Below are 12920 nucleotides of genomic sequence, written 5' to 3' on the forward strand. Positions count from 1 at the left end.
TGAACAGCCTCGGATCTGTAAAGGTCCGAGGCTGTTTCGTGTTTTCTAGGGACACGTCCCTAGAGAGCCCGTAGTGACGCGCTTTCCTAATGCTTTGCGCGAGGAGCGTCCCGAGGCGGCCAGATAGTTGTATAAGGCCGCCAGTCGATTTCGCTGCTGGGGTCTTCCCATAGCGGCCAGGCTGTCGAAAGGCACACAAAGTTGCTCGTGCCGCCGGGCTCGTCAACCTTCCAAAGCTCCCACTGGTCTACGTGGTGGTACGTGTAGCGAGCGATGAGGTCGGCCAGCGTTTGGAGCTCGTCGTTGCTGAGCGGGTCACCAATGGGTGTGCCAGTCATGGGCGAATCATAAGAGCAGGCGTGTTGCCGATGGTCTCAGGGAGTTGAGACCAAGCAACCGCCTAGCTGTTCGTCTCTTCGGCAGGCGACCGGTGGTCCTCCGCAGCGAGGCGGCTTCAGCCCGGGCTGAAAGAATACTGATACGACAGTATTATGCGAATCGAGCCCGGGTCTTAGGCCGGCGGCGTGAGCGTCTGGTAGTACCGCACTCCGTAGAGATGCCCGCTGGTGATCATGACCGTCACCTCGAGGACTTTGCCGCTGGCGTCGGTGATGGTGCGCAGCGTGCGCATGACCGGGATCTCGTCGGGGAGTTCGAGGGTCTGGAGTTCCTCGGTGGTCGGCTCGCGGACTTGGATCTCGTCCATGAGGCCGTGCTGTTGCCAGCCGAGGGCTGCCAGGACTGTGGGCTCGGTCGCCAGGTCGCGCTGGTGTTGGGGTTGGTCGAGCGCGGTGCCGGTGACGACTGACTCCGGGTAGTACGACCACTCGATCTCGACCGGTTCGTCATCGCGGAGCATCAGGCGTTTGCGGAGCATCGCCGTCTCGCCTTCGGCCAGGCCGAGCTTCTGTGCCGCGTCGGATGGCGGGCGCTCGGGGCCGATGTGCAGGATCTGGTAGGTGATCGTGCTGGCCGGCGGTTCGAGCTGGGTCGTGGCCTCGCTGATCCTGATGCGGTCGCCGCGGATGAACAGGGCCTTGCCTCGCCGGCCTTCGACGAAGCCCTCCGCCTTGAGCATCGCCACGGCCCGCTGCGCGGTGTTCGTGGTGGTGCCGTAGAGCTCCTTCAGGCGCTCGAAGGTCGGGAGAGTGCCGGTGATGTCGCCGGAGAGGATCTTCGCGCGCAGGTCGGCGGCGATCTGCGCGGACTGGGGACGGTTGTCCACGCGCTTCATGTGTCGCAGGCCCCTACTTTCATCAGTTCCCTTCCATGCGCACCTCAGCGACACAGTAGCAGCACTACGCCGGTATGTGGCGTTCGAGGGGGGGAGGTGGCAAAAGCCCGGTTGTCCTTGTCGGAGTACTGTTAAGTCAGTAACCTGAGGTGCGCCTCCGCGATCGAGGGCTAACGGCGCGTCACGAGATCGCATGGCACGTTCCGCCGAAAGGAGACCGAAGGTGCCTCGATTCGAGTTGAAATCCGCGGCAGACCTCGCGGTGGGCGACTGGGCCCACATCGACGGGGCCTGGGCGCGGGTCCTGGGGTGCGTGACCGACGCGAGCGGGTGGACGCGGATCAGTCTCGACCGCTTCCCGCTGCCGGAGACGGTGGTGCACCGGACCGTCGAGATGCCGTGGTCGCGGACCCAACCGGCGGGTTCGGCATGAGGCGGCCGGAGGACATCAGGGCCTTTCTGGCCGAGCACAGCGACGGTCGGGTGGTCGGCCGGGTGCCGGCGATGTTCGGCATCGCCGTGACGCCGGCCGAGGCGGAGTTCCAGCGCCGGCTGTTGTCCGCTGGGCACTCCAGCAGCTACCTCGCGGTGCTGGGGCTGGCGGCGACGTTGACCTTCGACGCCGGGGAGTACTTCCCTGCCGGCGAGGAGGCGCGCCGCGACCAGAGCGAATGGCACGGCTACCACCGGGGCCTGCAGACCGCGCTGGCCTGCCTGATCATGCACGAGACCGGCAGCAACCCGCGCCAGGCGGCGCTCCAGGTCGCCGAGCACACCGAGACGCTCATCCGGTGCCGGTGGAACACCCGGCCGACCAAGGCGGGTGGGTGAGCTGTGGAGATCTGGTCGAAGGAGTTCCCCGGCCGGCCCGAGTGCCTGGCCGAGGCGCGCCGCTTCACCTGCGCGGTGCTCGGGGACTGCGAGGCGGCGCACACCGTGGCGCTGGTCGCCGATGAGTTGGCCGGCAACGCCATCAAACACACGGCCAGCGGCCTGCCGGGAGGGGAGTTCGTCCTGCGGCTGGTCCGGTACGCCAACCGCTGCGTGGTGCGGGTCGACGATCAGGGCGGGCCCTCGACGCCGGCGTTGCGCGCCGCGGGCGACGAGGACGAGTTCGGGCGCGGCCTGAGCATCGTCGCCATGCTGTCCGCCCGCTGGGGCGTCGACGGCGACGAGAACGCCCGCTCGGTGTGGGCGGAGATCACATTCGAACAGGCTCCGGCGATATCGGGGCCCGCGGGCCCCGCCGCCGGCCTCCCCCAACAGTTGAGAGCCAAACGAAAGGTCGGCATGACGACGGACGACTGGAAGCGTTGATGGGGCTGCACGTTGACGCCGGTGCGGAACGGGCCCTCGCGCGGATCATCAATGGTCTGCGAGCCGCACGCTTAGAGGTCGGGATCTCCCAGAACGCTTTGTCAGCGGGCCTTCCGGTCCGGGGGAGGGCGATCTCCGAATGGGAGACCGGGGCGATAGAGCCGACCCTGGGGCACCTGATCCAATGGTCCCGCGAACTCGGCCGCCGACTGGTGGTCATCGGCCGGGACGGCGAGGTGCGCAACGGTCCGTTGCGCCAGCGGCCCGGCGAGGCGTGGGAGTCCTTCGAACGGCGACGGCTGGCCGTCCCTTTACGGAACCGCCGCCTGGCGTTGGGGATGGCGCAGGGGGAGCTCGGCGAGCTGGTCGGCGTCAGCCGGGACTCCATCCAGCGCTGGGAGCTGGTCCGCGTGCCCCCGCGGCCGATCGCGCACGTCGTCTGGGCCCGGCAACTCGGCTACTCCCTCGACGTCCGGCCCATGGCCGAGGGCGTCCTGCGGCTGCGACGCCCCGGCCCCGGCTGGCCCGGAACCGGTTCGCCCGCCGACGATCATGACTTCTACGCTCGGCAGCGTGGGCGACAGACCAGGTGAGGCCATCTGATGCCCGGTGCGGCCTTCCGCAAGCGGACATGGCGAACGCCCCGGAGCCACCTTCCGGGGCGTTCGCGCTTCGGTGTCAGCTAGCTCATCTGTCCGCCTTCGAGCTTGCTGAGCATGGTCTTCACCTGGTTGATCGGGATCGAGAACCCGAGGCCGACGCTGCCGCCCTGGGAGTTGTAGGAGCTGGTCGGCGAGTAGATCGCCGAGTTGATGCCGACGACCTGGCCCTGGGAGTTGAGCAGCGGGCCGCCGCTGTTGCCGGGGTTCAGGCTGGCGTCGGTCTGGATCGCGTTGTAGGTGACCTGGCTGCCGCCGGAGAACCGGCTCGACGATTCGCTGCTCACCGTCACCTGGCGGTTCAGGGCGCTGACGATGCCGCTGGTCACCGTGCTCTGCAGGCCGTCAGGGGAGCCGATGGCGACCACCGTGTCGCCGACCTGGATGGTGTCGCTGTTGCCCAGGCTGGCCGCGGGCAGGCCGCTGACGTTCTGGGCCTTGATCACCGCCAGGTCGCTGCCGGTGTCGTAGCCGACGATGGTGGCCTGGGTGGTCTTGCCGTTGTTGAAGGTGATGGTGATCTGGCCGTTGCCGTTGGCCGCGTCGGAGATCACGTGGTTGTTGGTGAGGATCAGGCCGTCGGAGCTCAGGATCACGCCGGAGCCGACGGACTTGCCCTGGTAGGAGTCGACCGCGACCTGCACGACGGTCGGCAGCGCGGCCTTGGCGACCTGGCCGACCGTGGTGGTCGGGGTGCCGGTCTGGTTGCTGACCGGGGTGTTCACGGCCGTGTTGTTCAGCGGGGTGCTCGACGAGGCGGTGTTCGAGGAGTTGTTGTGCGAGGTGATGCTCCCGGCGATGCCGCCGGCGACGGCCGAGGCCGCGATGGTCCCGGCGACGATCAGCGCCAGGCCCGTCCGGCGCTTGCGCCGCGGCCGCTGCGGCGGTTCCGGCGAGAAGGCCGGTATCGCCGAGTAGCCGGGACCGCCGGGGGCGCCCGGGTGGCCAGGGCCGCCGGGGTTGGCGTAGCCCGGGGTCACCGAGGTGATCGGGGTGTACGGGGGCATCGCGCCCGAAGATGTCGACGTGGCGGACAGGTCCGAGGAGGCGGGGTAGGCGGAGGAGCCGGACGCGTCGGAGGGGTCGGAGGGGGCCGACGAGGAAGCGTGGGCCGGACCGAGCACCGGCCCGGAAGACGGGTGGCCCCACGGCTGCGGGTTGCCGGTGGCGGGCTGCTCCGGCTGGTACGGGTCGTGCTCGAATCCGGTCATGGTGTAGAGGATGCGCCGGGACGATGAGAGTGCCTTGCCGAGAGCATGAGAATCGGTGAAGAAAGCCGTGAAGCAGACGGCCCGATTCCTAAGGAACAGCCTGCCCCTGTCTTCAGGAAACGAGTTGTCCGAGGTCACGGCGGCGCGCGATCATCGTGCGATGGACCGTGATCCGCTCGGCGATGCCCGGACTCTGGTGCGCGACCGTTATCCACAGGCTGTGTACGCCGTGCTGGCCGGCAGCGTCCTGACCGAGCACCGCACCGCGGGCTCGGATCTGGACATCGTCGTCGTGCTCCCCCTCGGTGATCTGCTGGCGCCGCGCCGCGAGTCGCTGGTCTTCGCCAGCTGGCCGGTCGAGCTGTTCGTGCACGACGAGCAGACCCTCGACTGGTGGCTCGCCAAGGAGCGCCCCGAGCGCAAGCCGACCCTGCACCGGATGGTCGGCTGCGGCACGCCGGTGGTGGGCGATCCGGCCGAACGCCAGGCGGCCTGCCGCGCCGTCCTGGACGCCGGCCCCGATCCGCTGGCGCCGGCGCAGCTCGAAGCGGCCCGCTACGGCCTCACCGATCTGCTCGACGATCTCACGCACGCCGCTGATACCGGCGAGCGGCAGGTCATCGCCGCCGCGTTGTGGGCCGACGCGGCGCGCCTCGCCCTGGTCGCCGGAAACCGTTGGAACGGCACGGGAAAGTGGCTGCTGCGCGAACTGCGCGCGCACGACCCGGACCTCGCCGACCGCTGGCTCGCGGCGCAGCACGACCCGGCCGCGATCGAGGCCTTCGCCCGCGACGTCCTGGACCGGCTCGGCGGCCCGCTCTTCGACGGCTACCGGGCCGTGGCACCGCGTCCGGAGGTCACGGCGCCTGCGAGATCGTGAGCGGGAACTCGGTCAGCGTGACCGAGGGCCCGGACGGGTTCGCGACGTCGGGCAGCTCCACGGGATCGACCATCAGGTAGACCGCGTTGCGGGGCGGGAAGGCCGTCAGATCCGTGTTCAGCAAAGGGAAAGCGGCCTTGGTGGCGAACGTCGCCGGTTGCCCGCCGCCGCACGGGCTGTGCTGCATGGAGACGGTCAGATCCTGGGCCAGTGACTCGGCAGCCGGGTATTCACGGCCAATGGCGGGCGCGACGAAGCTGCCGCTCGCGGGAGCCTTCTCGGAGACTGTCACGGTGCCGAGCTCGGCGTCGTACCCCGTCAGCTGCTCGGCTTCCGTGCGCACGGCGACGGTCGGCTGATCGCCGGCCACCCGCTCGCCGACGCGGACCTGCCCGGTGCCGAGCACCTCGAAGCGGTGCAGGATCCCGTTGCACTCCAACACCATGTCGCCGTCCTCGGTGAGGGCGACGGAGGTGCCGGAGGCGGGTAACGCGCCGGCGCCCGCGGATCGTGCGGCGGCGTGCGCGGCGAAACCGTTGGCGGAGAACAAGAAGACTGAGCCGGTGACGGCCAGCGCGGGACGAATTCTCATGGCCGGTCCTTTCGGGAGATTTGTCTCTTTGGTGGCTATTATCGTCTCTCACGCCACTGACAATCCCGGCCCCACGCCGCGTGACCTCGTCCTATTGCCCCTCGCCTGCCGACGAAGATCCTTGGAGCGCAAGCGGATTCGGGAACGGCGGCCAGAACGGAAGCGGCCGCGGCCCGAGCGTTTCGGCGTACGCGTTCTCGGCCAGCGCGCGCATGAAGGCGGCGTGGCTGGCCTGCTGCCGGAGCCGTTCGGCCCGCGCGGGATCGAAGGGCACCCGGCCGGGCCAGCGGGCCGCGGGGACCTGAGGAGGCGAGGGAATACCCTGATATGCCGGGTCGTCCTTCGCGCCGCCGCCGTCGTCGTCCTCGGCGTCCAGAGCTCGCGCCACCGACTCCAGGGCGTCCAGCATCCCGCCGGACATCACCGCGTCGATTCCGGTCGTCTGGACCGGATACGGGATCTCGGCCCACACCGCCCGCGCGCAGTCGTCGCCCAGCACGCCCCACTTCTCCGAGATCGCCGCGACCATCGCCAGCCCGCGCCCGGACTCGCAGTCCCACTCGGCGTCCTCGTCTATGCCGTCGACCACCACGTGCGGCACGGTCGGCGAGCCCTCGTCGTCGACCCGCACCTTCCAGCGGTCCGCGAAGGCCGCGAGGTGCACCACGAACTGCCCGCCGGGCGCGCCGCTCGCGGTGTGCACGATGGCGTTGCCGGCCAGTTCGGAGACGGCCAGGACCACCAGGTCCGCGCCCGGCGCGTCGCCGAGCACCATCTGCGTGAACTGGCGGACCTCGGCGAGGTTCTCGGCCAGCCCGGGGAAGGAACGAGACCAGTACGACAATGGGGGCCTCCCGGACGGTGGGGAGGGGGCGGTTCCACCCTCCCGTCAGCCAGGCTAGCCCCCGAGGTGCCCCTTTTCAGGGCATTTCAAGGAAGTTCCCTTATTTGGATGACGCTTCCTCATCCAGGTTTAGCGGGGGCAGCCGCGCGAGGTCCATCTCCACCCGATTGATGAGTCCGATCGCCTCTTCACCGTACACAGCCGACTCCTCGAAACGTCGGAACTGCGCCACGTGTGTCGACACCTTGTCAGGCTGCGCCATCAGCAGCTCGCCGGTGAACATCTCCACGGCGACCTCGCGGTCGTCGTACAGCGTGAAGGTGACCATCGGCAGCCCGCGCATCGCCGAGGTCCACGGCAGGATCCCGACCCGCACCCCGGGATGGACGGCCATCTGCCGCAGCCGGTCGAACTGCGCGGCCATCACTGTGAGCTCGCCGGGCCAGGTGCGCAGCACGCCCTCGGTGATCAGGAAGGTGAACTCGCGGCCGTCCTCGAACAGCACCGACTGCCGCTCGGTGTGGGTCATCGCGGCCTTGCCCACCTCGCGCTCGGACAGCCAGGGCGTGAGCCGGTTGGCGTCGCGGGCGTACTCGGCGGTCTGCAGCAGGCGCGGGATGATCGAGTTCGAGAACGTGGACACCGCCGAGCAGACCCGCTCGCGGTCCGCGATCTGGTTCAGCAGTGTCAGGCCCTTGCCGTAGCCGCGGTTGCTCGCGGCGTCGGCGGCGGCCTGGCCGAGCAGGTCGAACAGGCTCTCCTGCTCCTCGGCCGGCAGGTTCAGGGCGGTGACGATCCGGGCCAGCACGTCCCGGCTGGGGACCATCTTGCCGTGCTCGACCTTGGACACCGCCGAGGAGGTCACAGCCGCGGCGGCCGCCAGCTCGCCGCTGGACAGCGCGCGCTCCATCCGGAACTGCCGGATCCGGCCGCCCAGCTTGGCCGCGTATGGACTTCGCACCGCACTCATACCCATTGGTTCTACACCACTTGTGAGGAATCGGTGACCGATCCGGCAGGATCAGTAGCCGGCGGTCACCTGTATGGATTGTGTTGGACTGGGCCGACGACCCGACGTGCGTTTCGTCCCGGCGGTGACCGGCGGCCCCGGATCCCGCGGCGCGGTTCGCGCCCCGCCGGCTCAGCCGGTTCCTGCCCCGGCCGGCGCCGGGATAGACGCCAGCTGACGCCTGTCACTCGTAAGAAGCCCGGTGACGGTCTCCAGGTCGAAATCGGCGCCGGCCGCGTAGCCGTCCAGCACCGCGGCGTGCGCGGTGATCTCGTCGGCGCGGGACAGCAGCAGTTCGCCGGTGAAGGTCTCGACGGCCACCGCGGCGTCGTCGTGCAGCGTGAATCCGTACAGCGGGAACACCTCGGACACCGCGGCCGAATCCGGCACGATCCCGATCCGCACGCCGGGCAGCGCCGAGAGCACGCGCAGCCGGTCGGCCTGGGTCGCGGCCAGCGTCGGCGGGCCCGGGCACAGCCGCAGGGCGCTCTCGGTCAGCAGGAACTCGAAGCTGCGCCCTTGTTCGAACAGCACGCCCTGGCGCTCCAGGTGCAGCGCCGAGGCCCGACCGAGTTCGCGTTCGGACATCCAGGGCGTCAGACGGGCGGCGTAGCGGGCGTAGTCGGCGGTCTGCAGCAAGGGCGGGATCATCGAAGTGGAGAAGGACCGCAGGACCGTGGTGTTGCGCTCGCGTTCGGCGATGGCGTCCAGCAGCGCCAGGCCGCGGCCGTGCCGGCGCCGGTCGGCGGCGTCGTCGACCGCGCGGGTGAGCAGGTCGCGCAGATCGGTGCGGTGCTCGTCCCCGAGGCCCAGAACGCCGAGCACCCGCTCCAGAACCTCGGTGGAGGGAAGCATCATGCCGCGCTCGATCTTCGACACCGAGGGTTGCGTGACACCGGCGCGGGCGGCGACTTCGAGGCCGGACAAGCCGAGGTCCAGTCGGTGCCGACGCAGGCGCCGACCGAGTTCTTCAGCTAATACGCTGCGTGCTGGGCTCATTCCCACAGTGTGGCCGCCACCGCGGAGGATCTGGGAGGGTTTCCGGGACTAATGCCGTGTCTATCACCCGGTCGAGCTACCATCATTCAATGCGATCTTGGATATCCGGCGTGGAGACCGCCGGACGGAGTGCTCATCCATCGCGCTGAAGGGCCTTCACGCCGGTCCGGTTCGCTGTAGTTTGACGCTCGTGAGCGCCGCATGAGTCCGGCCGCCCTCGTCACCGCCTTCGGGGTGGTGTTCCTGGCCGAACTGCCGGACAAGACCGCAATCGCCTCCCTGATCCTGGGGACCAGATACCGCCCGTCCTGGGTCTTCGCCGGGGTGGCGGCAGCCTTCGTGGTGCACGTCAGCTTGGCGGTGGCAGCCGGATCGCTGCTCACGCTGATTCCGCGGCGTCCGCTGGCGGGCATCGTGGCCGCGCTGTTCCTGGCCGGCGCGGTGCTGATGCTGCGCAGCCACGGGCGCGAGGCCGGCGAGGAAGAGGCCGAAGAAGTCCCGGAGCTGGCGGCCGGCGCCGGGTTCGCCAAGGTCGCCGGGACCGCGTTCGGCGTGATCATGGTCGCCGAGTTCGGGGACCTGACCCAGATCGTGACGGCGAACCTGGCCGCGAAGTACTCCGACCCGCTCGCCGTCGGCCTGGGGGCCACGCTCGGCCTGTGGTCCGTCGGGGCGCTGGCCATCGTCGGCGGCCGCGGGCTGCTCAAGGTGCTGCCGCTGCACCTGATCGTCCGGCTGGCCGCGCTGGCGATGATCGTGCTGGCCGGCGTCAGCCTGTGGCAGGCGGTCGCCGGCTGAGCCGGTGAGGGGCGGGCGGCGGCCTTCTCAGGAGGCTGCGGCCGCCTTGTCGCGCGCCTCCAGGACGTCGGCGAGCTGACGCAGCCCGCGCGCCAGATCCGCGCCGGTCGGCGTGCGCTCGGTGTCGGCGAAGCGCTGGATCAGCAGTCCGGCCATCAGCGAGTACAGGACCGCGCCGACCCCCATCTCCAGGTCCTGCGGAATCTCGTCCTCCGGGATCCCGAGGATGAGGTTCGCCAGGCCCTTGCGGGCTTCCGGAAGTGCGTTCCGGAACATCTCGCGCGCTCCGGGGATGTGGTCGATCTCGATGATCAGCTCGAAGCTGGCCATCCACAGCGACTGGTTCTGGTCGAACGTCGCGGAGACGTCGTCGAAGACCCGGGTGAAGCGCTCCTGGACCGACAGTTCCGGTCCGGCCTTGGCGAAGGCCTGCTCCAGGTGGTCGCCCCACTCCCCGATGGCCTGGAACATCGCCTGGTTCATCAGCGCGTCCTTGGACCCGAAGTGGTAGCCGATGGCGGCCAGGCTCACACCGGAGGCCTGGGCGATGTCCCGGGCGGTGGTGCGCGAGTAGCCCTTCTCCAGCAGGCACTTCTTGGCCCCGGCGAGGAGATCGTCACGGTTGCTCATGGCCGGAGTCTACCCGAGTCTTAGACGAATGTCTTGTACGGCAGTCTTGAACGAAAGTCTTGCACAAACGTCCAAGACGGTTGTACGGTCCTCCCATGACGACGACGCAGAACGCTGAAACCGCTCCGGTCCCGCGGGCCGGCCGCAAGGAATGGACAGGACTCGCGGTCCTGGTCCTGCCGTGCCTGCTCATCTCGATGGACATGTCGGTGCTGCTGTTCGGCCTGCCGTTCATCAGCGCGGACCTCAAGCCGAGCGCGACCCAGCAGCTGTGGATCATGGACGCCTACGGCTTCGCGCTGGCCGGTCTGCTGATCACGATGGGCGCCGTCGGTGACCGGATCGGCCGGCGCCGGCTGCTCCTCACCGGCGCGGCGGCGTTCGGCGCGGCCTCGGTGGTCGCCGCCTACTCCGGCAGCGCGGAGACGCTGATCGGCGCCCGGGCCCTGCTTGGGGTGGCCGGTGCGACGCTGATGCCCTCGACGATGGCCTTGATCCGCAACATGTTCCACGACCCCAAGCAGCGGCAGACCGCGATCTCGGTGTGGACCGGCGGGCTGATCGGCGGCGTGACGCTGGGCCCGATCGTCGGCGGCGTGCTGCTGAACCACTTCTGGTGGGGTTCGGTGTTCCTGATCAACCTGCCGGCGATGGCGCTGTTGCTGATCCTGGGCCCGCTGCTGCTGCCGGAGTACAAGGCCTCGAAGTCCGGCCACCGCTTCGACGTCCTGGGCTCAGTGCTGTCGATGGCGGCGGTCTTCCCGGCGGTCTACGGCATCAAGCAGCTGGCCGTGGACGGCTTCAGTGCCACTGCCGCCGGGGCGCTGGCCTTCGGTGTCGCGCTGGCCATCGCCTTCGTGATCCGGCAGCACACCGCGAAGAACCCGCTGATCGACATGGAGCTCTTCCGCAAGCCGAGCTTCCGGGCGCCGATGCTGGCGAACCTGTGCGGCAACTTCGTCATCATGGGCTTCGGGCTCTTCAACACGCAGTACCTGCAGTCGGTGGCCGGGATGCGGCCGTTCACCGCGGCGCTGTGGTCGATGGCCGCGATGCCGTTCATCAGCGTGGGCATGGGCGTCACCGGCGGCCTCACCACCAGGATCCGCCCCGGCCGGATCATCGGGGTCGCGTTCCTGGTCTCGGCCGCCGGCGCGCTGGTGCTGACCCTGGCCCACCCGGGCAATCCGGTCATCGTGCTGCTGATCGGCGCGGGTGTCACGGCCGGCGGCGTGGTGGCGGCGCAGAGCATCGTCGGGAACATGGTGATGGCCGCGGCCCCGGCCGAGCGGGCCGGTTCGGCCTCGGCGCTGAACGAGACCGGTGCCGAGCTCGGCAGCTCGCTGGGGATGGCGCTGCTGGGCAGCGTCGGCGCGGCGATCTACCACCACAAGATGGCGTCGGTCGGGGCCGCCGGCGTCCCGGACGCGGCGGTGCGGGTTGGCCACGAGACCATCGGCGGCGCGGACGCCGTCGCCGGGCAGTTCCCCGGCCCGGCCACGCACGCGCTGCTGACCACGGCGCGGGACGCCTACTCCTCGGGCCTGCACACCGCGGCCGTGGCCGGCTCGGTGGTCCTGGTGCTCACCGGAGTGTTCGCCCTGCGAGCGCTGCGCAACGAGCCGGTTCTGCCGGCGGCTCCCAAGAAGGAGAAGAAGGAGAAGTCCCAGAAGAAGGCCAAGGCGGAGGGATCCGTTGAGCTCTCCCCCGACTACGCCGCAACCGTGTGAGCGCACAAAGACGTCCGCCGGTCTCCGAGGGGGAGACCGGCGGATCTTGCGTTTCCTTCGGCAGGATCAGGCCTTGAGCGCGTCCGTGACGGCCTCGGCGACCGTGGTGGTCGGACGGCCGATCAGGGTGCGAAGGGTGTCGGTCACGTCGGCCAGCGCGCCCTCGGCGATCTTCGAGTCGGCGTCGGCGAGGCCCTTGGACAGGAAGTCCGGCAGCCCGAAGCCGGCCAGCGTCTTCCGGTACTCCTCGGGGTCCAGGTTCACGGCCGTGACCTCCTTGCCGGCCTGGCGCGAGACCTCGGCGGCGATCTCGGCGTAGCCGTAGGCCTTGTCGCCGGTCAGCTCGTAGACCTCGCCCTCGTGGCCCTCGGTGGTGGCGACCACCGCGGCCGCGGCGGCGTAGTCGGCGCGCGAGGCGAACGCGGTCAGGCCGGAGCCGACCGAGCCGATGATCGCGCCGTGCTCGATGGCGTTCGGCAGGCTCGCGGTCAGGTTCTCCCAGTACCAGTTGTTCCGCAGGAACGTGTAGGGCAGGCCGGACTCCTTGATCGCGGCCTCGGTGTCCTTGTGGACCGAGGCGAAGGGGATCGGGTTGGTCTCGGCGTTGGGGATCGAGGTGTAGATCACGTGCCCGACGCCGGCCGCCCGGCCGGCCTGGATCGCGGTCAGGTGCTGGCTGAGGCGGTCCTCGTCGGAGCCGCTGGAGGAGATGAAGACCCACTTGTCGGCGCCGCGCAGGGCCTCGGTCAGGCCCGGGACGTCGGCGTAGTCGCCGCGCACGACCTGCACGCCGCGGTCGGCGAGGTCCTGCGCCTTGTCCGGGGTGCGCACGACGGCGCGGATCTGCTCGGCGGGCACGCCGCGCTCCAGCAGGTCCTCGACGACGAGCCGGCCGAGGTGGCCGCCGGCGGCGGTGATGGCGATGGTCATGAGGACTCCTCAGGGTCTGGCGGCGACCCCGGGGCGGGGCGCTTTCCCGTGGTTAGTGCGATCCCCACAGTGGCACTAACTTTTGGA

General features: G+C 69.7%; 15 protein-coding genes. 7 read left to right on the forward strand and 8 right to left on the reverse strand.

Annotated elements, in window-relative coordinates; genetic code table 11:
- Positions 1–511: 511 nt before the first annotated feature.
- Entirely contained in the window at positions 512–1234 is a 723-nt protein-coding gene (locus ABH920_RS01430; RefSeq protein ID WP_370345869.1) for a GntR family transcriptional regulator, read from the reverse strand.
- Between the two features lie 223 nt (positions 1235–1457).
- Between ABH920_RS01430 and ABH920_RS01435 the strand changes: the two genes are divergently transcribed.
- From ABH920_RS01435 to ABH920_RS01450, 4 genes are read left to right on the forward strand one after another with little or no spacing between them, the layout of a single operon-like run.
- Positions 1458–1667, forward strand: a complete 210-nt coding sequence (locus ABH920_RS01435) for a hypothetical protein (protein WP_370345871.1) — start codon at positions 1458–1460, stop codon at positions 1665–1667.
- On the forward strand, positions 1664–2065 hold the full coding sequence (locus ABH920_RS01440) for a hypothetical protein (protein WP_370345873.1): 402 nt from the start codon (positions 1664–1666) through the stop codon (positions 2063–2065). The genes ABH920_RS01435 and ABH920_RS01440 overlap by 4 nt, the downstream gene beginning before the upstream one ends.
- Positions 2066–2068: 3 nt before the next feature.
- Positions 2069–2551: an ATP-binding protein gene (locus tag ABH920_RS01445; RefSeq protein WP_370345875.1), complete on the forward strand. Its 483-nt coding sequence runs from the start codon at positions 2069–2071 to the stop codon at positions 2549–2551.
- A complete protein-coding gene (locus ABH920_RS01450; RefSeq protein WP_370345877.1) occupies positions 2551–3144 on the forward strand; it encodes a helix-turn-helix domain-containing protein in 594 nt (197 codons plus the stop codon). The genes ABH920_RS01445 and ABH920_RS01450 overlap by 1 nt, the downstream gene beginning before the upstream one ends.
- Before the next feature lie 89 nt (positions 3145–3233).
- Here ABH920_RS01450 and ABH920_RS01455 read toward each other — a convergent pair whose 3' ends face one another.
- Positions 3234–4421, reverse strand: a complete 1188-nt coding sequence (locus ABH920_RS01455) for a S1C family serine protease (RefSeq protein WP_370345879.1) — start codon at positions 4419–4421, stop codon at positions 3234–3236.
- A 160-nt stretch (positions 4422–4581) separates the two neighbouring features.
- Between ABH920_RS01455 and ABH920_RS01460 the strand changes: the two genes are divergently transcribed.
- On the forward strand, positions 4582–5301 hold the full coding sequence (locus tag ABH920_RS01460) for a nucleotidyltransferase domain-containing protein (RefSeq protein ID WP_370345881.1): 720 nt from the start codon (positions 4582–4584) through the stop codon (positions 5299–5301).
- On the opposite strand, the gene ABH920_RS01465 is transcribed toward ABH920_RS01460, so the two are convergent.
- The 4 genes from ABH920_RS01465 to ABH920_RS01480 form a co-directional block, all read right to left on the reverse strand.
- Complete coding sequence (locus tag ABH920_RS01465) at positions 5279–5893, reverse strand: hypothetical protein (RefSeq protein WP_370345883.1); 615 nt, start codon at positions 5891–5893, stop codon at positions 5279–5281. The genes ABH920_RS01460 and ABH920_RS01465 overlap by 23 nt on opposite strands.
- A 91-nt stretch (positions 5894–5984) precedes the next feature.
- Positions 5985–6737, reverse strand: coding sequence for an ATP-binding protein (locus ABH920_RS01470; protein ID WP_370345885.1), 753 nt, complete (start codon positions 6735–6737; stop codon positions 5985–5987).
- Between the two features lie 100 nt (positions 6738–6837).
- A complete protein-coding gene (locus ABH920_RS01475) occupies positions 6838–7707 on the reverse strand; it encodes a Scr1 family TA system antitoxin-like transcriptional regulator (protein ID WP_194913278.1) in 870 nt (289 codons plus the stop codon).
- A gap of 171 nt (positions 7708–7878) precedes the next feature.
- Positions 7879–8745, reverse strand: a complete 867-nt coding sequence (locus tag ABH920_RS01480; protein WP_370345887.1) for a helix-turn-helix domain-containing protein — start codon at positions 8743–8745, stop codon at positions 7879–7881.
- A gap of 201 nt (positions 8746–8946) precedes the next feature.
- Between ABH920_RS01480 and ABH920_RS01485 the strand changes: the two genes are divergently transcribed.
- Positions 8947–9543 (forward strand): TMEM165/GDT1 family protein, encoded by a 597-nt coding sequence (locus ABH920_RS01485; RefSeq protein WP_370345889.1) that lies wholly within the window; start codon positions 8947–8949, stop codon positions 9541–9543.
- Between the two features lie 27 nt (positions 9544–9570).
- Here the strand turns inward: ABH920_RS01485 and ABH920_RS01490 are convergent, their stop codons facing one another.
- Positions 9571–10173 carry a TetR/AcrR family transcriptional regulator gene (locus ABH920_RS01490; protein ID WP_370345891.1) on the reverse strand — a complete coding sequence of 201 codons (603 nt, stop codon included), beginning with the start codon at positions 10171–10173 and terminating at the stop codon, positions 9571–9573.
- Between the two features lie 95 nt (positions 10174–10268).
- Between ABH920_RS01490 and ABH920_RS01495 the strand changes: the two genes are divergently transcribed.
- A complete protein-coding gene (locus ABH920_RS01495) occupies positions 10269–11903 on the forward strand; it encodes an MFS transporter (RefSeq protein ID WP_370345893.1) in 1635 nt (544 codons plus the stop codon).
- A gap of 66 nt (positions 11904–11969) precedes the next feature.
- On the opposite strand, the gene ABH920_RS01500 is transcribed toward ABH920_RS01495, so the two are convergent.
- Positions 11970–12833: an SDR family oxidoreductase gene (locus tag ABH920_RS01500; RefSeq protein WP_370345895.1), complete on the reverse strand. Its 864-nt coding sequence runs from the start codon at positions 12831–12833 to the stop codon at positions 11970–11972.
- Positions 12834–12920 lie beyond the last annotated feature (87 nt).

Source organism: Catenulispora sp. EB89 (genome assembly GCF_041261445.1).
In the GTDB taxonomy this organism is placed as follows: Bacteria; Actinomycetota; Actinomycetes; order Streptomycetales; family Catenulisporaceae; genus Catenulispora.

What these genes read in the sequence shown, in the direction of transcription:
- ABH920_RS01490 (WP_370345891.1), bottom strand. Translation starts at nt 10,173, where the DNA reads ATGAGCAACCGTGACGATCTCCTCGCCGGGGCCAAGAAGTGCCTGCTG.
- ABH920_RS01485 (WP_370345889.1), top strand. Translation starts at nt 8,947, where the DNA reads ATGAGTCCGGCCGCCCTCGTCACCGCCTTCGGGGTGGTGTTCCTGGCC.
- ABH920_RS01450 (WP_370345877.1), top strand. Translation starts at nt 2,551, where the DNA reads ATGGGGCTGCACGTTGACGCCGGTGCGGAACGGGCCCTCGCGCGGATC.
- ABH920_RS01460 (WP_370345881.1), top strand. Translation starts at nt 4,582, where the DNA reads ATGGACCGTGATCCGCTCGGCGATGCCCGGACTCTGGTGCGCGACCGT.
- ABH920_RS01495 (WP_370345893.1), top strand. Translation starts at nt 10,269, where the DNA reads ATGACGACGACGCAGAACGCTGAAACCGCTCCGGTCCCGCGGGCCGGC.
- ABH920_RS01455 (WP_370345879.1), bottom strand. Translation starts at nt 4,421, where the DNA reads ATGACCGGATTCGAGCACGACCCGTACCAGCCGGAGCAGCCCGCCACC.
- ABH920_RS01440 (WP_370345873.1), top strand. Translation starts at nt 1,664, where the DNA reads ATGAGGCGGCCGGAGGACATCAGGGCCTTTCTGGCCGAGCACAGCGAC.
- ABH920_RS01500 (WP_370345895.1), bottom strand. Translation starts at nt 12,833, where the DNA reads ATGACCATCGCCATCACCGCCGCCGGCGGCCACCTCGGCCGGCTCGTC.
- ABH920_RS01475 (WP_194913278.1), bottom strand. Translation starts at nt 7,707, where the DNA reads ATGAGTGCGGTGCGAAGTCCATACGCGGCCAAGCTGGGCGGCCGGATC.
- ABH920_RS01430 (WP_370345869.1), bottom strand. Translation starts at nt 1,234, where the DNA reads ATGAAGCGCGTGGACAACCGTCCCCAGTCCGCGCAGATCGCCGCCGAC.
- ABH920_RS01465 (WP_370345883.1), bottom strand. Translation starts at nt 5,893, where the DNA reads ATGAGAATTCGTCCCGCGCTGGCCGTCACCGGCTCAGTCTTCTTGTTC.
- ABH920_RS01480 (WP_370345887.1), bottom strand. Translation starts at nt 8,745, where the DNA reads ATGAGCCCAGCACGCAGCGTATTAGCTGAAGAACTCGGTCGGCGCCTG.